A 19,591-nucleotide genomic window follows, 5' to 3' on the forward strand; every position below is an offset into this window, starting at 1 on the left:
CCGGCGGCCGCGCCGCCTTTTCCGACTATGTCGAGGATGTCGTCCTGGCGGCTGACGCGCTGCAGCGCGTGGCAATTCCCAGCGGCGCGCGCTTCGCGCTGTTCAGCTTCGACGCCGATGTCAGGGTGAAGATCGGGAGCGCGAGCGCGACCCTAACGCTTCCCGCAGGCAGCACGACGGACGGGTCGGGCAGCGAACTCAATCCCGCAGCACGGCGCGTTCCCGCCATGCTGCAGGGCAGCGGCGTGCTGACGCACGTCCTCTTGCGTTCCGCTGCCGCCTGCTGCGGCTCGATCAGCTTCTACGGTCGAGGCGCGCGATGACGTTCTTTCAGACCGCTCGCGCCCTCGCCGGTTGCCCGACGCCACAAGATGACTCGATCCGCCATCCCGGACCCACCGCACTCCGGCGCTGGCGTGCCGCCGTCGCCAAGATGCGCGCCGGCACGGGCTACCGGCCGCGCGTCGTCTTCATCGGCAATTCGAAGACGGTGGGGGCGGGGGCGGGCGCGACGCCCCCGACCGGCACCAACGTCTTCACGGACGGCGCGGAGACGCAGTCCAAGGTCGCGCAATTCGCCCGCCTTCTGGCGGAGACCGGCATTCCGGCATCGCGACAGTCCTTCTTCGCATCGTCGGGCCTGCCGAACCAGGCGGCCAAGATGAGCTACGATCCGCGCGTTGCGGGCCTCGGAAACGGGTGGTCGGGCGGAAGCCGCACGCTGGGCGGCATCATGTGGGCGACGAGCGGCGCCAACCCTTTCTCGTTCGCTCCCGAGGGCTCCTGCAGCCGGCTGGAACTCATCAGCAAGCGCCATGTTGGGGGCGGCACGCTGGGCGTCACGGCGGATGCGGACGCGGTCATTCTCACCACCGTCAACGGAGCGCCGAACGGGGCCGCGACGGCCGACCTGTTCGCACGGACCGTTGTCGATGTCGCGCGGTGCACGCATGTCTTCAACTTCGTGCGTCAGTCGGGCGGCTACGTCTCGGTTGTCGGGGCGATCGCTCAGGACATCTCCGTGCTGGCCGTCGACGTCATCAATGGCGGCACCTACGGTACCGTATCGTCCTACCACACCGGCACGCAGGCCTGGGACAGCGCCGACGCGCTGGAGATCCTGGCGCCCAATCTGGTCTTCGTGGAGCTCGGCACCAACGATCTGCGCACGGGACAGGACGTAGTGGCGACCCGCTCCAACATCCTGCAGATCGTCGCCAAGGCCAGGGCCACGGGCGCGGACGTCGTTCTCGAGATCCCATCCTTCGGCGTGGTCCGCGGCAGTGACACGACGGAGCGTCGGGCGCTTCTCAAGGACGCGATCGTCTCGCTTGGTACCGCGCAGGGCTGATCGTCGTCGATCACGACCTTCGCCTCGGCGCTTATGCCGAGGCGGCCGCGCTTGGCCTTCATCGCCACAGCGTGCCGCATGAGACCGCGGCGGGCCATCTCCTGCGGGCCCTTACGCTGCGCGAGGCGGTCCGCATCTGAGGCGCGCCACGCCGCCGGCCACGACCCGCCCGGCGGCGATCAGCCCGAGCGGCCGGGCACCGGCTGGCCGTCGCCGTAGCCCGTGCTGCCAAAGCGGCTCCAGCGTCGGTTTAGCACATAGAGGAGCGGCTTTTCGAGAAGGACGTGGACCGCAAAGCCTGCGATCGTCGCGGCAACCAGCAGGGAGACGAGATAAAGCGAGGGCGATGGGGCGACGAGCCCAAGCTTGGCAGCGATCGGGGTGGCGATTTTGAAGGCCACGGGATGGGCGAGATAGAGCGAGTAGGACGCATCGCCCCCGAAGATCAGGAACCGGTTCCATGCGCTCGCGCCATCGATCGGACAACGCAGGATCGCCCCGGAGACGATGAGCGCCGCAGGTATGCCGCCGGTGATCGCGCGGCCGATCGTTTGGTAAGCGTCAAGCTGGTAGCTTATCGCGGCCAGCACGAAGCCGCTCACGATGAGTGTCCATCCGATCGCGGCCGGCATGCGTCGGCCCCCGACGAATAGCGCGGCGATCCCGATACCCATCAGAAACTCCAAGGCGATCGAGTCGCCCCAGAATCGCAGCATCGAGGCGCCCACGTGAAACGTGTTGACGAGCGCGACGAGCGTCGCGATGACCACGACGACAAAGGCGAGACCGGCCCGCTTGCGCATGAGGAGGCCGACCGCGAAGACGAGGTAGAACATCATCTCGAAGTTCAGCGTCCAGCCCAGACTATAGACCGGGAAGTCGTAGCCGATCGGGCAAGGCGCCGGACAACTCGGCGGCGGCAGGAAGAGGTATGAGCTCACGATCTTCGACATCGGATAGTCGATGCCCTCGGCCAGGGCAACCGCCAGCACGAGCGAGGTGAAGATCCAGTACAGCGGAACGATCCGGATGAGGCGCCGGCGCAGGAAGTCGGCCGCGACGCCCCGTCCGCCGAAGCGGCCCCGCATCAGGTAGTACATGACGAAGCCAGAGATGACGAAGAAGACGTCGACCCCGAGACCCCAGTCGAGAAGGATGAAGGCGAGCGAGCCGGCCGCAGGGCCGACCGTATCGACGAGTTCGTGCTGGGCATGGCCGACAACCACGAGCATGGCGGCCAGGAAGCGCAGCACCTGCAGGGCATCGAGCCGGGTCTTCGTCATGCCCTGTCCAGCTCCTCGCCGTCGTCGGACCGTGGCCGAACGGTCCCGATCGCTTTACGGTCTCGCCTGCCGCACCGCAACCTGTCGATCCATCGGACAAAGACCGGGTCACCTCGAAACGAATGCGGCGGCCCCTTCGGGCCGCCGCTCTTCACGCCATGTCGGGCGCTTACACGAAGAGGAAGTCGGCCGCGTTCACCTGCGTCTTGTTGACGTTCTTGAGCAGGATCGAGTCGTGCTCACCGATCGTCACCAGCGTGTCGGCACCTGACTGCGAGAGATGCAAGGCGCTGAAGCTCGACGCCACGATCTTCTCAATCTGGATGCGGGCATGGTTGGGCGAGGCGTCGTCGGCCTGGAAGTTCGACACCTTGTCGTCGCCGCCGCGGAAGAGGAACGTGTCGCGCCCCGCCAGCTGCACGACGTCGTCGCCTTGCCCGCTGTCGATTGTCAGACCCGTACCTTTGACCGTGATCTTGTGAGTCTGGTCGGCTTGGGTGACGTCAAGCACTACCAGAGTCTTGGTCGTGTCGTAGCGCTCGTACTGCGTGACGCCCGGCTGGTTCGCCAGCACGAATTTGAAGACGTCGCTGGAGCCGTCGGCACTGTTGCTGACCGTCGTCAGCTTGCCGCCCACGGCGTCGTAGGTCGTGGTGGTGGACGTGCCGCCGACCTTGGTCCAGTGGTAGTCCGGCGTGCCGTCGGCATGGCTGCGCAGGACCTCGACCACCGTGCCGGTCTTGTCGATCGTCTGGACCTGGGTCGTGTAGCTCTGGTTCTTGATGTCGTAGCTCGTATTGGAACCCGAGCCGTCGGGATACTTTACGAAGAGCTGCGCCGGCTTGCCGTTGGCGTAAACTATGGTTTCCGTATGCCCGTCCGCGCCGGTCAGCGCGGTTTGCGTGGGAACGCCCTTCGTGTCGAAGAGCGCGGTCTCCTTCGTGCCGTCGGCATTGGTGACGTAGACAGCGGTTTTGATGCCAGCGGTGTAGTTCGTGATCGTTACGTCCCCCTTACCAGTCTGGACCTGTTCCTTGGCGAGCTTGCCGGTGGCCGGGTCGAAGGTCCGGTTGATCGTGTCGCCATTGCTGGCCTGGATCGCGATCGCAAGCGGCTTGCCGGCCTTGTCGAAGGTGCGGGTGACCGTCTCGCCCGCCGCCTTCACCCAATGATAGTCCGGCGTGCCGTCGGCATGGCTGCGCAGGACCTCGACCACCGCGCCGGTCTTGTCGATCGTCTGGACCTGGGTCGTGTAGCTCTGGGTTTTGATGTCGTAGCTCGTGTTGGTGCCCGAGCCGTCGGGCTTCTGCACGAAAAGCTGGGCTGGCTTGCCGTTGGCATAGACCATGGTTTCCGTACGCCCGTCCACCGCGACGACGGCGCTCTGCGTGAGGACGCCCTTCGTGTCGAATAGCATGGTCTCCTTCACGCCGTCGGCCTTGGTGACGTAGACGGCAGTCTTCGTGCCGGCAGTGTAATTGGTGATCGTGACGCCGCCCTTGCCGTCCTGGACCTCGCTCTTGGCGATTTTGCCGTCGGTCCCGAAGGTTGTGCTCGTCTTGGAGCCGTCGGTGCCATAGGTGACACTCGCGACCTTGCGGCCCTGTGCGTCATTGGTCACGTAGGTGCGCGAGCCGTCCGCGCCCTTGGTCTCGGAGCCGGCTGCCGATCCGTCGGCGGTGGTGCGGATTACGGCGTAGACGACGCCCGCCGCGTTCGCCTTCTGCACCTCGGTCGTGTAGGCCTGACCCTTAATGTTGAAGGTCGTGGTCTCGGTCGACTTGTCGGCATTGGTCACGTAGAGGCGCGACTTCTCGCCGTTCACGAAGACCGTGGTCGCCATGCCGCCATCGGGACGGTACGCGACCTGCTTGTCGATCACGCCCTTGTCGGCGTACCAAGTGGCGGTCTTAATCCCGTTCGCGCGTGTCTCAGCGAATAGGAGCGTGTCGTCGGCGCGCAGCCGTTCGAAGCGGGTCAGCGCGCCCGCCGCATCGAACACGGTGTGCTCGGTGACGTAGGCCTGCCCCGTGATGCCGAGCTGGTAGGTTTCCTTGGTGCCGTTGGCCCAGTTGACGATCTCGTTCAGTTTCGCGGACTTGTCGAAGTTCGCGATCTTCACCGTGCCGTCAACGAACTTGGTCTGCTGCGTGAAGACGTAGCCATCGCGGATGCCGGCATTCGTCGTAGAGAACAGCTTGCCGTCCTTGTCGTAGACTTCGGTCAGCTTCCAGGTCGGCGCGGTCTGGATGATTGAGAACTGGACGTCGCCCTTGATCTTGGCGAGCGCCGCCTGGTCGTTGGCGAGAAGATGCTTGAGCGTCGAGAGCGAGGCGACCGGCAGGACCTTCGTGTCGGTCAGCGTAATGGTCTCGAGCACCTTCGACTTCGACAGGAGGTCGAGCTGCCCGACGATTTCGACCGCCGTTCCCGATACATGGGCGACGTTCGACACGTCGTTGGCGCGCGGGATGAGCCCGTTGCCGCCGACCTCGACCACGAGCGGCGAGTCGCGCACGGCGACATTGATCTCTTTGACGTTCTCGTAGGTGGCGATCGGTGCGGTGCCGCCGAGCGGATCGTAGACGACGACCTTAGCCTGCACCGTGTCGAAGTGCACCGTCACTTGCTGCGCGGCGTTGCTGATCTCGGTATCGGTGGCGTCGTTCCAGACCTTGGGCGCGGACCAGACCACGAGGTCGTAGGCGCCGTTGCTCTTGGCCAGCACCATGCTGCCGCCGTTCGTCGGCAGGTTCGAGACGGTGTGGGCGAGCGCCTGCGTCGGGACCTTACTGCCCGCGCCGTCGTCGTTGAGGATCGTGGTGAGGTTGTGGATCGCGGTCGCGGCGAGCTTCGGGCTGCCGTCGGCGTTAAAGAGGCCGAAATGAGCCTCCTTGTTGGTGTTGGTCGGGTCATTGCCGCGATCCAAGAGCTCGTAGAGATAGGTCTTCTCGACGCCCGACTGGAAGGCGACCACGAGCGAGTTCAGGATCGACTTGGCCTGCGCCGTCTGGTTCGCGCCTACATCCGCTGTGCTGGCCAGTGTGGTGATGCCGACCTCGGTGATGACGGCCGGATCGCCCGAGGAGCTCTTCTTCGCCAGGTCGAGCGAGGCCTTCATCGCCGCGCTCGTGGTGGAGTTGGTGCTGACATACGCATGCGCGTTGGCGTAGTCGGAATAGCTGGTCAGGTCGCCGAGCGCCGCATAGTCCTTGGCGTCGTTGTGACCGAGGGTCAGGTTGTAAACCGAGATGTCCTTGAGGAGCGCGTCGCCCTTCACCGCCGTATAGAAGGCCTTCTGATAGGCCGCGGCCGCCGCCATGCTGGACGAGCCATTGTAGCTGAAGGCCTGCAGGTTAGCCTCGTTCAGGCCTTCCAGGGCGACGATCGAGCCTGGATGGGCCTTCTCGAAGGCCTGCAACTGCTTGACAAACTTGTCGAGGCCGTCCTTGCCGAGCGCCGGCAGGCCCGAGGACACGATAAAGTCGAACTTGTAGCCTGCCGAGGCGAGCGCGTTCAGAACGGGCTGGACCTCGGGAAACGAGGTCAACGCATCGCGCACCGTGGTGACGCCGAGGTAGTCAAGGCTCTGCTTGACCAGCGCGTAGTTGGTGTAGCCCGTCCAAGCGTAGCCGACATGCGTGTTGACTGCAATCGAGTCCACGAAGGAGCTGGCCTTCAGCAATGCGGAGGAGGGAGGGGACGTCGCCATGGGATTCCTGACCGATCTTGGGAGAAGATAGGCAGAGAATGTCAGGCAAGATCTAAGTCGAGCTTTTTAGAGACGTTCGCATTTTACGCAGTTGCTGTTTCCTGTGCCAGATGATGACGTGCGACGGTCGCGGCGACTGCGGGAAGCTGCTATGTGTTGCGAACTGGGCCGACGACTTCTCACAAACGATCAGGCAGCGCCTACCTGACAGTCCAGACTCCGGAGCAGCCCTCCATTCCCGCGGTGTAGGGGCTGCGCGGCTTCGCCGCCTTCAGCGTCGTCGTCGTCCATCTCTACTCGATGCCGCTCCTGGCCGGCCTCCTGCCGGAACTGCCGAACTGGGCCCACCTGACCGTCGATACGGGCGGCCGAGGCGTTGAAGCGTTCTTCATCGTCAGCGACTATCTGACCCCCCCCCCCTAAGCCTCGTGCGGCACCGCCACTCTGTCGTTTCTTCTACGATCGCGCCATGCGCATCATGCCACTCTTCATGCTTCTTCATTTGGCGCTGTTCGTGCTTGGACCGATTGTTGGCTACAAATTCTTCGCCGGAGTCGACGAGGTGTGATACGTCCGTGCGTTTCTGGCCAATCTCTTCTTCGTGCTCGAGATCGTTGGCGAGACCTTGGCGCAACAGAACGCCTGGACGCTAACCTACGAATGGGTTTCTTATCTCTGGTTTGTGGTGATCTTCACGCTCACGATCTCGCGCGGTTCCCGGCTATCGAGCGGGCTCTTCGGCAGAGCCACACTGGCGTTAGTGATAGCCTTCCCACGGGCGAGCTACTTCGCGGTCGGTATGCTGTTTGCGGGGTATCCGCTTCGCCTAGATGTAGCCGGCGTGACCGGACCGGCGCTAATTGCTTTTGCGATGGCGCTCCTCTACTAAACATACTAATATGTCACGCCGTTCGCCGGTCTTGACTTCCAGGCGTTGATCTTCACACTCCTGATGCATCCATCTAGTGTGTCGCGGCCCTCCTGACCACTCAGCCGATCGGGGTCCTCGGCAAGTTCAGCTAGGGTCAGGACCCATTGATATGAGGCGCGCCGTCTGATTCAGGCTCCGTCCGGGGGACTGGATATGAGCGATCTGTACTGGCTGGCGGACGAGCAGATGGAGCGGTTGCGGCCGTTCTTTCCCAAGAGCCATGGACGACCACGTGTCGATGACCGGCGCGTGCTGAGTGGCATCATCTTTGTCAACCGCAACGGTCTGCGATGGCGGGATGCGCCCAAGGACTATGGGCCCGCAAAGACGCTGTACAATCGCTGGAAGCGTTGGGGTGAGATGGGCGTCTTCCTGCGGATGATGGAAGGACTGGCCGCAGGCGGCGCCGATCCCAAGACTGTCATGATCGACGCGACCTACCTGAAGGCGCACCGCACGGCATCGAGCCTGGCGGTCAACAAGGGGAGCTTGGACGCCTGATCGGCCGCACGAAGGGCGGCATGAATACAAAGATTCACGCCGTGGCCGATGCAATTGGTCGCCCGCTCCGCTTCTTCCTGACCGCCGGGCCGACCAGCGACTATACCGGGGCCGCGGCGCTTCTGGACAATCTGCCCAAGGCGCAATGGCTGCTCGGTGACCGCGGCTACGACGCTGACTGGTTCCGGGACGCTCTTACAGCGAAGGGCATCAAACCCTGCATTCCGGGCCGACGGTCTCGCAATGCGCCTGTCAAACACGACAAACGCCGCTACAGGCGCCGTAGCCGCATCGAGATCATGTTCGGGCGGCTGAAGGACTGGCGCCGTGTCGCAACCCGCTACGACCGCTGTCCAACCGTCTTCTTCTCCGCCATCGCGCTGGCCGCAACTGTGCTCTTTTGGCTCTGAGCTATGAGTCCTGACCCTAAAGCTTGTATTTCGTGCATCCCTTCGTCTTTTTTGCAGCGCTTGCATCCGCACGGCGATCGGCGGGGCACGGGTTCAGTTCAAGGCTTCCCTGGGGATGCTTCGCGGATCTTGGCGTGACCTGTGCGTTTATCGCGTCGCTCGTGACATACGAACTTGTGGAACGACGCCTGCGTCGCTTCGTCGACGGTCGCATCCGGGGTTCGGGAATCGCGGCACGCAAGCTTGCCGAAGTGCCGTCGAAACTTGGTTGAGTTTGCGGGGAGCATGACGCCGCCCGGTTAGCGCCTAACGGCTGCGTCCGCCAGCTTTGTCTAGTCAAGGCTGCGCTTCACGACCGCCGGAACTCCAGCCGCCATCGTGTTCTCGGGCACCGAGCGCAGCACCACCGATCCGGCCGCGATCACCGCGCCCCGGCCGATCGACACGCCCGGAAGGATCGTTACGCGCGTGCCGATCCAGGCACCGTCTCCGACTGTGACGGGAGCCGGCTGGATGCGACCCGCCCGCCGCTCTCGTCCGCCGATCTCGTGGTTGGAGGTCAGGAAAACGCAATGCGTCCCGATTTCGACACCGTTTCCGATCCGAATCTCGTCCGACAGGTCGAAGTAGCAGAAGCGGTTGACGAAGCAGTCGCTGCCGATCGTTAGACGATCGCCATTGATGTAGATCCCGCCGGCAAGGAGCGTTCCACGCCCAATACGCACGCCCGTGGTCCGGTAGATGCCGTTGCGAAGGCGCGCGCTAGCGCTGTCGCTCGGCAGGAGGTTAGCCGCTCCGTTGGCCAGAAACGTGCGGAGTTTGCCAAGGAAGGATCGAAAGGACATGCTATCTCGCTGGCGTTGTCATCGGATCAATCAATCGCGTCGTGGACGACCTGCCGGAGACGGCCGATGCGGCTGGCCTCGTGGCGCGCCCAACGCTCACGTATCGCGTCGCGCCCGTCGTCTCCAGCCTCCCGCCGTTCGCGGAGGTGCATCAGGATCGCGGCCGCGGCCGAAGGATTGTCGATCGAGATCACAGGAACCCCCTCGACGAAGTCGAAGCCGCGAAGCGACGAGGCGGTGGCGACAACAGGGCATCCGGCCGCGAAGGCCTCCAAGAGTTTGATCTTCAAGCCGCTGCCGTGCACCACGGGGCTGATGGAGCACAGGCAGCGGGATAGAATCGTCTGAAGTTCCGCGTCCGTGACGAAGCCAGTGCCACGCAGCGTCGGGTCGCCCGGAGCCGGAATGCGCTCTGTCCCCTTGCCCACGAGCAGAAGGCGAACCGGAGCGCCAACGGCTTGTAGCGCCGGAGCGAGCCGATCGCGCAGCCACTCGATCGCGTAGGCGTTGGGCGCAAAACCAGGACTTCCGACGAAGACCGTCGTATCACTCAGGTCCTCGTCCCGGAACCGGTCGGCGATCGTGTCCGCCGCAGTCGGCTCGGAGCGGTCGAGCAGGGGGTTCAGGGTCTCGGATTTCCCGTCGCAGAGCCATCGGAAGCGTGCGCGATCCGCTGAGGAGATGAAGACGACGCGGTGCGACTTGGCGATCAAGACGCATTCCGCCAGAAGGACCTGCGCCGATTGCGCTAGCTTCGACAGTTTCCGCAGCGGCGAGCGCGCGAGCGCGGCCTCGTCGATCAGGGTCCGCACCGTGAAGTCGTGGCAGACATAGACGAAGCGGTGCCGGGAGAGGAGGAGGCGCCACAGCGGCATGTTGGTGGCGCTCTGCAGGTGATCGACCACGAACACGGCCCGATCCGCGCGAAGATCCGCTTTGAACTGCCGTTCGGCCTCACCGGACGCATATCCGATGGTCATGAGAGGACGACCGCGCAGGACGTGAGCTAGTTTGAAACGAAGGGCCGCCAGATGTCCGGGACGGCGCAGGCGACCCGGACGGAACACGCGGTGCGCGTCTCCGGCAAAGGGAGATCCCTGCGGCACCGTCTCGCTCATGTCGCGCAGAACGATCCGGACAAGCGGAGGCGGGGTCCCGTCGGCCACCTCGAGGAGATGGCCGCGCAGCACGACGTCCATCCCGGAACTGGGATGAAACGGGTTTCCCGATCCGTAATAGAAGAGCTTCATCGCCTGCATCCCGGCTAGATCCCCGGCGGTCGCGCTCTGCCCCCGTCCGGATTCGGGCGGGGGGCGAAGCGCTGCCCGGTCTAGATCAACGGCTGGAGATTGCGTCGGGCCAGATGCCCAACCCCCTCGAGGCGCGCCGCGATCTTCGGACGGATGCCATCGATCCCGGCTAGGAAGGACTTCAGTCGAACTGTGAAGATCGCGGGGTCGGCCGCTTCCGCCGGGCTCATCATCAGGTCGCCGCCCAGCTCGAAATGTCGGAGAAGGCCGGGGAACTTGCCCTGGTAGGTGATCGCCAGAACCGGTACGCCCGATCCCAGCGCCGCGATCGCCAGATGCATGCGGCCTGTCGTGACCGCATCGGTCAGCGACACGAGACGCTTGAGTTCCGGTGCCGAGAGATCGCCTTCGGGGTAGTAGAGGTCGTCGCTCAGAACCGGTCGGAGCGTTTGAGCGATTATGTCGAGGCAGATGCTGTCGCGCACACCCGGGCGCACGTCGTGTGGAAGCAGGAGCCAGCTTGACGGGGTCTCGCGATAGGCCGCTAGTATCGCGGACGCCATGGACCGTGCCAGGGTCTCAAGCTCGCCCGGCTTGGGGTTTTTAAGGAGGTGCGGGTGCAGGTTCGCGCCGAAGACAGGTCGGCCCGCCGCGCGCCGCGCATCGATCCAGCGTTCCGCGTCCGCGGTCGCCGAATTGCCGTCTGCCGGTTTCATCAGGAAGGCGACGTCGGCCACGAGGGTCGGCTGGCGCCCGCTGAACGCCGTGAGGCGCTCGGCGCTGACGACGTCGCGCGCGTTCAGGACGAGGGTGCCACCGACCTCGCGGAAGATCGGCTTCATGGCAGGGCTGGGATGCTCGTTGAAGCTAAAGCCGAGGGTCGTCACCTTGAGCCCCATGCGGCGCGCGCCCTCAGCCAGGAGCAGCATGCGGGCCGATGCCTTGGCGGAATAGTAGCCGTCGATCACGTCCGCACCGATGACAGCCAGATGGGTCGCGCCGAAGGCCCGGATCGCGGCAAAGGCCTCGTCGTAGGAGAAGGGGTGGTTCCAGACGGGCAGGGCGGTAAAGCTGAGTGCGCCGGCTCTGACAACCGCCTCAGGGGTCGCGGTGATCGCGCCCACCTCGACGGCGCCCAGTTGCGCGCGCAGCCCGTCCACCGTGCCGCGAAGCATTGCTTGGTCGCCACGCGAGCCGTCGAGGCTGTAGGGGTCGCACGGAACGAATACTAGGCGAGCCGGCGAGCCCGCCTTTTGCGCCCCGGCACCGAGCTCCCGGACTGCACGCCGCCAGGCCAGCAACTCCAGGACGTAAACGCCTCCGTAGGAGTTCTTGACGGTGTCCTTTAGCTGTCTCATCTGCTTACGGTAGATCGTTCCCAGTCCGGCATTCATGTCAGGCATGGACCCTTTTCGTTGCTTGCGCGCGATCGGCGCGGACCCGTGGTCGCATCGAACGCTTAAGGCAGTCCGGCTGCGGACTTCTTGCGAAGAAGACCCATGGCCAATTCCCGAATCATCAGCACGGAATCGCGCGATAGGATAGCAACCAAGGCCACGTAGACTACCACGAAGGAGACACCGAGGCAGCCTGTCCTGACGGCGAGGGGCATGGTGATATCGGCCAGTTCGATGCGAACCAGAACGACCGCGAAAAAGGCGGCGGCAACCGAGGAGACGATCGGTGCGAGCGTTCGCAGGATGTCGAGCGGACGCACGTCGGTCAAGCGCGTGACGATGCCGAAGCTGACGGGCGTAATCAGGAGCTGGGCGAGGGCGAAGACGACCGCGAGGCCGGTGATGTCGAAGGTCCGAAACAGGAGAAGCGCCGGCACGACGACGAGAGCCTTTAGCGTGTTCAGCGCGACGCCGAACACCGGACGACCCAGCGCGCTGAAATAGGCGCCGTTGATGAACTGGATCGTCTGGACGGCGCCGAGCAGCATCAACGGCTGCATGACGTAGGCGCTGGTCGTCCAGCGCTCCCCGAACAGTAGGTGGGTGAGCTCTGGCGCCAGCGCGGCCGCGCCTACGAATAGCGGCGAGGTAACGGTCCCGCTGAGGGCAATCGTCTTCAGATAGGCCGCCCGCACACGTGCGCGATCGTCCGAGAAGCGCGAGATGGTGCTGAGCGAGATGTCGCCGACGCTGGTCGCGAGAACCTGGATCGCCGTCTGGTAGACGCGCGAGCCCACCGCGTAGAGGCCGAGGGCCGCTGTACCGTAGAGAGATAGGATGATGATCTCAATCGAACGCGTCGTCCCGAAATCGACGAGCCGGTTCGACAGGACGTGGACGCTGTAGCGCGTGAGCTGCCGCCAGGACGCTGTGTTGACCTCGCGGACGGGCTTCCACTTCGGGCGGCACCAGAGCCAGACAGCGCTTACGGCCACAAGAACGAGGGATTGGAGGACGAGGCTCAGGGCGCCAAGCCCCAAGAAGGCGGCACTGATGCCGACCACGCCCGACAGCGCGGTGGCCGTCAGCATACGCAGCGCCAGCGACCGGTAGTCAAAGGCGCGGCGATATAGGGCTTCCTGAAACATTGACATGGTCGTCAACGGCAGGATCAGCGCGGCAACCGGTAGGAGGGGCCCCAGACCCGGCGCGTCGGTCCAAATCTCAATCCGGTCGGCCAGAACCGCCATCGCGATGGCTAGAGTCACGGATAGGAAGATCGAGGTCGCGAACGGAAGCGTGATGTCGGTGGGATCGAGTTGCGCCCGCTGAACCATCGCGTCACCATAACCGAACTCGGCGATGAAACCAAGAACGAGGAGGATTAGCGAAACCGTCGCGGCGAGACCGATCGCCTGGGGGGTCAGGAGGCGAGCCAGCACCAGGAAGATTACGAAGGTGAGGATACGACTGCCCCATCCCTGCGCGAAGGACCAGAGGAGCCCCGACATGATTCGCTGTTGGGAATGGCCTGCAAGCAGCGGGACCTGTTCGACAGGTTCGGTGACGACGTCGATCCGTCTCATGGGTCGACCCCCCTTCCAGATGATGCAAGATTTCCTCTACAATAATTTTCCGCAGTGCACTAGAGTTCGTTGTGCCCTGCATCATGATGCGGTCGGTGGGTGCAAGCCGACGCCCGTCGGCGCAGGGACGTCTCCTCTATAGGCGTCCTTATCTCGGTCGCGGGCGGAAGTAAGGAGCCTTTGCGTCGATGCGGATTGTTTCGAACGAACGACCGATCATTACCTTCGTGATACCCGTCCGCCACCCCGAGAACGCGCGCGATTGGCCGGCGCTTAAGACGAGGCTCCAGCAGACGGCCCGCTCGATCGCCGCACAGAACGCGCCGTGCTGGCGAGGTGTCGTGGTCGCCAACAGAGGCAGCGACATGCCCGGTCTGCCGGATGGGTTCGAGGTCGTACTGGTCGATCTGCCGCCTAACCCGGAATACGAGTTGATCGAAGCCAACCGCGAGGCGGCGAGCGAGGCAGTTCGCAAGGACAAGGGGCGTCGGATCCTGGCGGGCATGCTGCACGGGACGCGCCCGCACTTCTTTATGGTCGTGGACGACGACGACTTCGTCAGCCGACGCATCGCCGGTTTCGTTCGCGAGCACGCGGATGCGGACGGATGGACGCTTCGGAAGGGCTATCTCTGGACCGAGGGGGGCGCCCATCTCTACGAACATGACGACTTCTCGGGTATCTGCGGGTCGTCCCATATCGTACGTGCAGACCATTTCCGGCTTCCCACCAGCGTCGAGGCGGCGGACGAGGAGTTCGTTCGCTCGATGCTGGGTAGCCACATCAAGATCGAAGGCATCCTGCGCGATCGTGGCGTGGAACTGCGGGAGCTCCCATTTCGCGGCGCCATCTACCGGGTAGGCTACAATGGCCAGCACAGCAAGTCGCGCTCCGTGTTCCGGAACTTCGTGCTGAACCGGAAGATAATCGAAGCGCCGTTCGAGTGGTTTCGGCAACTGACCCGCCTTCGGCGCATCTCGCGCGCGTTGAGCGAGGAGTTCGGCGTCGCGGCCGCAGGATCGGGGGTATCGCGGTGAGCCACGCAGCCCAGATCGGCAGGCTGCCGGGCGCGGGCGTCCCGCCGGCGCCGAGGCGTTACGTGCCGGCGCGTGGACGGGCAGCCGCTCTTCTCGGCCTCGTGAACATCGAGTCGGTCGCGCTTTTCGCCTACTTCTTCCGCGATGCCTTCGCCGGGCCCGTTCGGTATCTTCTCGACATCGCCCGCTTGGGCCCGGCCTGGTTCCTGCCGGATCTCGTCGCCTTCGCCTGCATCGCGGTCTTCGTCTATCGCTTCGTCGCCAAGGGGTCGAATACCCTGGCCGCAGTGTTCGTCGCGTGCATCGGGTTCGCCCTAGTGATCGGCTACTTCTTTCTGGGCACGGTGGCCGGCGTCATTTCCTCCTTGAAGATGATCGCGCCGGTCTTCGTCGGCTTCCTGTTCGCCGACCGCTATCTCGGCGACTACCGCAAGCTACTACTGGCCATCTACGTCCTGTTCGTCGCCTCGATGGTGGGCGTGGTCCTGTCGTCGATGGTCGACCTGCCTTGGATCGGCTACGCCTTTGAGGGCGTGGGCGGTACCCGGGAGGCGACGCGCGTCTGGTGGCAGGGATACGAGGTCCGGCTTCCGGGTTTTGCGGCCGACAGCACAATGGCGGCCTTCTTCATCATGATCACCTTCGTGATCTGCTCCATTCCGCGCTCGACACTCTGGGCCTTGATCTGGGGTCCGATCGCGATTTACGTCTGCAAGATGACGACCAACAAGACCTGCTTCGCGGTTCTGATCGTCTATTTCGCGACCTTCCTGCTCGTGCGCCTGTTCCGGCGCGAGAAGGCCTTCCGTATCCTGCGCTCCCTGTCGGTGGGATCCTTCGCCTGCATCGGCATCCCCTTCGTCCTGATGCTCCTCCTGTCGGGCATCGACCTGCAGTCCGTCGACCCGCTCCTTTGGAGCATGCAGGATCGCATCAACAACAGCTGGCAGAAGCCGTTCGTCTTCATGGCCGAGCTGATGCCGACTGGGTATGTCACGGGATGCGGCCTCGGCTGCTTCAACTATCCGCAGAGCCTCTTCTCTCCAACGACGCTCGCCTACTACGTCCCGGTCGACAACTTCTACCTCGGCACGTACCTAATGTTCGGCCCGATCTTCGCGATCTTCATGGCCTACGTCATCCAGGCGATGCGTGAGGTGAAGGACATCTACAAGCTGACGATCGCCTTCGTGATCAACCTCTACACGATCACGATCCTAAGCTACGGACCCGCCAGCGGTCTGATCATGATCAGCTTCAGCTTCAGCTCGGTGTTCCTGTCCAGGGCAGCTCGGCAAAGCATCGGCGACCTGACGCTGCGAGCGATCGAGGCGGCGCGGAGCGATGGGCGATCCCGGCTGCGGCCGACCTGAGACTTGAGAAGCCCGCGCGAGCGCATGCGATCCGAACATCCAGCGGGAACTGAGCGAATGGGCAGAATTTTCACGACGGCGGCCCTGGCGCTCGCCACGGGGCTTCTCGGCGTCGGCTCGACGCAGGCGGAGCCGTCGGCGCCCTCGGGCTTCATCTTCGGGGTTGGCACACATTACGCGTTTCCGCTTCAGCGCGGCTACACGCTGGACGCCACTATGCCGCTTCTGCACGAGCTCGGCGTCGACAGCTTCCGGGATGATGTCGATGCGGACTACTATGTCGATCCGGCGCCGGACCAACCCTTGGGCACGCGGCGCGATCGTCTCGGGGCGGCGCTTCTCGCCCGGTCGGCCAAGCCGGTCCTGATCCTGCGAGGGCAGACGTTGGAACGCGAGCCCAGGCCGCGTCTAGCACCGCGAACCGGAGACGAGCGCTCCACCTTTGGGCGTTTCGCCGCAAGCGTCACTGAGAACACACGCGCCTTCGACCCGATCTACGAGATCTGGAACGAATGGAACATGCAGTGGCGCACGAGGCCGCGCATGGGCGGACTGCTCCCGGGCACAGAGAACCCGGACTACTCCCCCGAGAACTACGTCGCGGCGGCGCGGGCGGCCTATGGTGCCGTCAAGGCAGCGGATCCCGGAGCCGTCGTCCTGACCGGCTCGATCGGCGAGGATGCCGACTGGGCCTGGACCCGCCGGGCCCTTGAGGCGGGCTTGCTAGAGACCGGGGACGGATTGTCGGTGCATTTCTACAACCACTGCGCCGGTGCCGCGCGGCGAACCGCAGAAGACTTGCGCGAGCGCGTAGAGGACTTCCGACGGGTCGTGGTGGAGGCCGGGGGAGACGGCGCGCCGCCACTATACATCACGGAGTTCGGATGGCCGAACGACGACGGACCGTGCGGGATCGACCGGGCTCTCGCTGCAAGCAACATCGCGCAGTTCACGCTCTGGAGCGCGACGGTCGACTGGATCCGAGGCGTCTGGGTCTACGAACTTCGCGACGGTGGCGAGCGTCCCGAAGAACGCGAGGACAATTTCGGCCTCTACGACTACGCCAATCGTCCCAAACCGGCCGCCTGCGCCTACCGAGAAGCTATCGCCTTATCGAGGGAGATCGAAGGTGGTCACCTTCGGGAGAGCCCGGATGGCGTGCGCTGGTTGGAGGGTACGGGACGCGACGGCGCGCCGATCTGGGTGTTCTGGGCAACGGCGCGGGACGGCGAAGGCGCGGTCCGTCTACCCGCGGGGGCTGAGGCGAATGTGAGGACGGTATGCGACGATGCCGGTGCCCGGCAGGTCTCCGACGTTGTTCCGATCGTCCCGATGCCGGTGGTCGTTCGGCCAAATCGCGACCTATCGCCTGACCAACTCGTTTTTTCTGCGCAGTAGAAGGTAAGGGCCCAGGTTGTCCGTATTGATCTCGCACTATATTTTCCGTTGCGAACCGGTCATATCGGGCCTGTCGGTAACCTTTCGAGGTCTATCCTGCGATCCGATGGGAGGGCTGATCCGGTTTGTCGCGGGAATGCCCGCCGATGCGGCGTTGATCAAGTTCGTCGTCTGGTTGGCCGACGACAGGTCGAGGCAGGCGGCAGACCGATATGATTCCCGAAGCGGTGCCGCTAGTGGTGGTTGGAAACGTATGGTTGCAGTGTCGGCTCTTCGCTCCTCGCGACAGATGCCCCCGTCCGGGGAGTTGCGAATATGACGGGTGAGGCCGACACCGAACCGCACACCGCCGTCGGGGGCGACAGCCTGAATCGGGATGGCTGGCGGGCGGTGTTCGGTCGTATCCGAGACGATATCGCGATCTACGCACGCGTCGAAGGCGTCAGGCCCGGTGCGGCCTTCGTCACGCGACTGATCTTCGTGACGCCGGGGTTCCAGTTCGTGCTGGCTCGCCGCATTCAGGAAATGGTCGTACTGGTGCCGCTGGTCGGTCGGCCGCTCCGGTGGATTCTCTGGTGGGCCTCGTGCCTCGCGTTCGGCTCCGAACTCGCCCCTTCCGCTGTGATCGGCGGCGGTCTCTACACGCCGCATCCCTTCAGCATCGTCATCGGGCGCAGCCGGATCGGGTCGAATGTAGCGGTGATGCATAATGTCACCGTCGGCAATCTTCACGTCGCGGATCGTGGCGTTCCGCAGATCGGCGACAATTGCTCGCTGGGGACGGGATGTTCCGTTCTCGGTTCGATCCGGCTCGGCAGCGGCGTTCGCGTCGGCGCGAACGCGGTTGTTCTCAACGATATCGCGGAGGGCAGTACGGCGGTCGGCGTCCCAGCGGTCGAACTGCGCCGACCGAACCATGCGGCGGAGGCCGTCTTGGCCCAAGTGAAGCAGCCGGGCGACTGAGGCAAGATCGAACAACAGTCGCTTCAGGCACCCGGCTTTGCGTACTCGACTCGGAGACTCGACGCAGCGCCATCCGCGTGACGTAGAAGACGGTCGATGAAAACCGCGCGTCCCAGGAGCAGAACCGTGGCCGTCGTCAGCGAGGCGATGCCGACGCCGAGGAAGCCGAGCGTCGAGATCAGGACGTAGGCCATCGCCAGCGACAAGACGATGCCCGCGACGTTGAAGGCAGCGTAGTGGTTGTCCTTATGCATCGCCGTCAGTCCGAGGTTGAGGAGCTCGGAAACGGTGCGAACAACCGCCGCGAGAACCAGGCATAGGAAGACGCCGCGTGAGCCTGTCATGTCATGACCGGGCAGGAGCACAGCGGCGAGTTCGCCGAACGCAAGCACTCCTATTCCCATCGCCGCCGCGATCAGACTTATCCGGATCGTCTGACGCTTCAACGTGGCCCGCAGGAGACGCGCGTCGCCGTCCGCGAAGGTACGGACGATGGAGGGAAAAAGGATCTGTACGACGGCCGTCGTCACCAGCGTCTGCAGCGCGTTGGTCAGCGACCAGTAAAACGTGTAGAGCCCGGTCATCTCAATTCCGAGCAGCGCCGTGACGATGTAGCGATCGGCGAAGAGCGTGCCGACGAGCCCGACATCGCTAAGATAGATCGTCCAGGAATGGCGCAGACGGTCCCTGATCCAGTCGCGTCGGAGCGGCGCTCTCCACGTTCGCGCAAGAAGGGGGCGGGGCACGGCCACAACCAGGATCGCCAGCGCAACGAGATGGGCGGCGATCCAGAAGGCGAACAGCGCCGTCAAGCTGTTGAGCTGAGGAAGCAGGTATCCGCCACCGATCAGGAACGGCACCCAAAGCGCCGAACGCACGAAGACGAGCACGTTCGCCAATCGGCCTTTGTCACGGGAAAGCAGCGGCATGTGAATGTCGAGGCCGATGGTCTCGAAGACGACCAGCAGCGCGATCAAACCGACGAGACCGGTCCACGAGACGTCGAGCCACAGAAGAACGGCGGAGCCAACGCACAGGCCGACTACTAGGGTTGCGACAGTGACCGTCAGACGCGACTTCAGAAGGGCTGCCGCGTTTGAAACGGGAATGCCGACGATGTCGCGTGCCAGAAAGTAGTTGAGCCCCCAACCGATCGCTGCAGGAACGATGCCGATCGCGCCGACCGCCAGACCGTAGACGCCCGCCGCCTCGTAGCCCAGGACACGAACGATGTGAAAGGTCAGTGCGAAACGCAGCACCAATGTGCCGAGACGCAGTGTCAGGTGAACGAGCGACGATAAATCGTATCTCTGTAGGAAGCAATGCAGCCTCATGCGGGACGCCCCGGCTCGAGATCCTATGCGCGCCTCGATCTGCACACTCTCACAGCAGCGGCGCCGCACATACGCTGTTTTAAGCACGGGTGCAGCGCAAACTCCAGGTGTGTTGCACTGCAACTAAAATTGGTTAAGGTATGATCTTGGGTACGATATACGTTAAAGTGATGAGAGACAGAGTTGGGTCGCATGCCCTCGAGCCGACGCTCTTGAAGCC

General features: G+C 64.0%; 15 protein-coding genes. 8 read left to right on the forward strand and 7 right to left on the reverse strand.

All coding sequences use genetic code 11. The features are described 5' to 3' along the window. Window positions 1-323: hypothetical protein (locus AUL35_RS22665; RefSeq protein ID WP_202814292.1), on the forward strand; the 323-nt coding region annotated here is incomplete at its 5' end. Then, complete coding sequence (locus AUL35_RS20015; protein ID WP_062018148.1) at window positions 320-1,351, forward strand: GDSL-type esterase/lipase family protein; 1,032 nt, start codon at window positions 320-322, stop codon at window positions 1,349-1,351. The genes AUL35_RS22665 and AUL35_RS20015, both read left to right, overlap by 4 nt. Before the next feature lie 179 nt (window positions 1,352-1,530). Here AUL35_RS20015 and AUL35_RS20020 read toward each other — a convergent pair whose 3' ends face one another. Both AUL35_RS20020 and AUL35_RS20025 read right to left on the reverse strand, forming a co-directional pair. After that, window positions 1,531-2,634: an acyltransferase gene (locus tag AUL35_RS20020; RefSeq protein WP_062018150.1), complete on the reverse strand. Its 1,104-nt coding sequence runs from the start codon at window positions 2,632-2,634 to the stop codon at window positions 1,531-1,533. Between the two features lie 169 nt (window positions 2,635-2,803). Further along, the gene (locus tag AUL35_RS20025; protein ID WP_156418108.1) at window positions 2,804-6,346 is read right to left on the reverse strand and encodes a hypothetical protein; all 3,543 of its coding nucleotides are present in this window, start codon (window positions 6,344-6,346) and stop codon (window positions 2,804-2,806) included. A 601-nt stretch (window positions 6,347-6,947) separates the two neighbouring features. Between AUL35_RS20025 and AUL35_RS20030 the strand changes: the two genes are divergently transcribed. Next, window positions 6,948-7,235, forward strand: a complete 288-nt coding sequence (locus AUL35_RS20030) for a hypothetical protein (RefSeq protein ID WP_062018153.1) — start codon at window positions 6,948-6,950, stop codon at window positions 7,233-7,235. A 195-nt stretch (window positions 7,236-7,430) separates the two neighbouring features. Then, a protein-coding gene (locus AUL35_RS21760; RefSeq protein WP_156418109.1) for an IS5 family transposase occupies window positions 7,431-8,188 on the forward strand; the annotation gives its coding sequence in 2 pieces (ribosomal slippage) (window positions 7,431-7,767 and window positions 7,767-8,188; 759 coding nt in all). A gap of 332 nt (window positions 8,189-8,520) precedes the next feature. On the opposite strand, the gene AUL35_RS20045 is transcribed toward AUL35_RS21760, so the two are convergent. The 4 genes from AUL35_RS20045 to AUL35_RS20060 all read right to left on the reverse strand — a co-directional run bounded on the left by AUL35_RS20045 (window position 8,521) and on the right by AUL35_RS20060 (window position 13,266). Further along, window positions 8,521-9,033, reverse strand: a complete 513-nt coding sequence (locus tag AUL35_RS20045) for a DapH/DapD/GlmU-related protein (RefSeq protein WP_062018159.1) — start codon at window positions 9,031-9,033, stop codon at window positions 8,521-8,523. A 26-nt stretch (window positions 9,034-9,059) separates the two neighbouring features. Next, window positions 9,060-10,283 (reverse strand): glycosyltransferase, encoded by a 1,224-nt coding sequence (locus AUL35_RS20050; RefSeq protein ID WP_192847132.1) that lies wholly within the window; start codon window positions 10,281-10,283, stop codon window positions 9,060-9,062. A gap of 80 nt (window positions 10,284-10,363) precedes the next feature. Next, a complete protein-coding gene (locus AUL35_RS20055; RefSeq protein ID WP_082666486.1) occupies window positions 10,364-11,686 on the reverse strand; it encodes a polysaccharide pyruvyl transferase family protein in 1,323 nt (440 codons plus the stop codon). A 56-nt stretch (window positions 11,687-11,742) separates the two neighbouring features. Next, window positions 11,743-13,266 (reverse strand): lipopolysaccharide biosynthesis protein, encoded by a 1,524-nt coding sequence (locus tag AUL35_RS20060; protein WP_062018165.1) that lies wholly within the window; start codon window positions 13,264-13,266, stop codon window positions 11,743-11,745. A 188-nt stretch (window positions 13,267-13,454) separates the two neighbouring features. Between AUL35_RS20060 and AUL35_RS20065 the strand changes: the two genes are divergently transcribed. From AUL35_RS20065 to AUL35_RS20080, 4 genes are all read left to right on the forward strand, one after another. After that, on the forward strand, window positions 13,455-14,303 hold the full coding sequence (locus AUL35_RS20065; protein WP_062018167.1) for a hypothetical protein: 849 nt from the start codon (window positions 13,455-13,457) through the stop codon (window positions 14,301-14,303). Beyond that, a complete protein-coding gene (locus tag AUL35_RS20070) occupies window positions 14,300-15,676 on the forward strand; it encodes a hypothetical protein (RefSeq protein ID WP_062018169.1) in 1,377 nt (458 codons plus the stop codon). The genes AUL35_RS20065 and AUL35_RS20070 overlap by 4 nt, the downstream gene beginning before the upstream one ends. Before the next feature lie 57 nt (window positions 15,677-15,733). Continuing rightward, window positions 15,734-17,074 (forward strand): hypothetical protein, encoded by a 1,341-nt coding sequence (locus tag AUL35_RS20075; protein WP_062018171.1) that lies wholly within the window; start codon window positions 15,734-15,736, stop codon window positions 17,072-17,074. A 315-nt stretch (window positions 17,075-17,389) separates the two neighbouring features. Beyond that, window positions 17,390-18,037 carry a serine O-acetyltransferase gene (locus AUL35_RS20080; RefSeq protein WP_062018173.1) on the forward strand — a complete coding sequence of 216 codons (648 nt, stop codon included), beginning with the start codon at window positions 17,390-17,392 and terminating at the stop codon, window positions 18,035-18,037. A gap of 23 nt (window positions 18,038-18,060) precedes the next feature. On the opposite strand, the gene AUL35_RS20085 is transcribed toward AUL35_RS20080, so the two are convergent. After that, a complete protein-coding gene (locus tag AUL35_RS20085) occupies window positions 18,061-19,494 on the reverse strand; it encodes a lipopolysaccharide biosynthesis protein (protein WP_156418110.1) in 1,434 nt (477 codons plus the stop codon). Window positions 19,495-19,591: the final 97 nt, after the last annotated feature.

The organism is Aureimonas sp. AU4 (assembly GCF_001463765.1).
GTDB lineage: Bacteria > Pseudomonadota > Alphaproteobacteria > Rhizobiales > Rhizobiaceae > Aureimonas.